Source organism: Vibrio sp. 10N.222.49.C9, assembly GCF_041474985.1.
Taxonomy (GTDB): Bacteria; Pseudomonadota; Gammaproteobacteria; order Enterobacterales; family Vibrionaceae; genus Vibrio; species Vibrio crassostreae_C.
Map to the genome: position 1 here is coordinate 1 of NZ_JBFRVD010001196.1, position 454 is coordinate 454.

At 44.3% G+C, this 454-nt stretch carries 1 protein-coding gene; it reads left to right on the top strand.

Annotated elements, in window-relative coordinates; all coding sequences use genetic code 11:
- Positions 1 to 454 (top strand): Mur ligase family protein (locus tag AB4585_RS27540; protein WP_372171930.1); only part of this gene is annotated, 454 nt, incomplete at both ends.

Genomic DNA, 454 nt, shown 5'->3' on the forward strand with positions numbered 1-454 from the left:
GTTTACCAATCTAAGTCGAGACCACCTTGATTATCACGGAAGTATGGCGGAATACGCTAAGGCAAAACTGAGCCTATTTACCGAGCATTCGTGCAAACATAAGGTGATCAATGCCGATGACTCTGTAGGTCAGGAGTGGTTAGAACTATTGCCTGATGCGATAGCGGTATCTTTGCTAGAAAAGCCTCAAACTAAACAATATATGTACGCGAGCAATGTTCGTTACTCAGAGCAGGGTATCGAGATTAGCTTTGAGAGTAGTTGGGGAAAAGGAGTACTAAAGGCGCCGCTTATCGGTGAGTTTAATGCAAGTAACCTGCTACTTGGCTTTACCACTCTTCTTAGTTTGGGCTTTGATATCAGAGTTTTACAAAAGGCCGCAACACAGCTTCAGCCTGTCATTGGTCGAATGGAACTCTTTCAAACGGCTGACAAAGCTAAAGTAGTGGTGGAC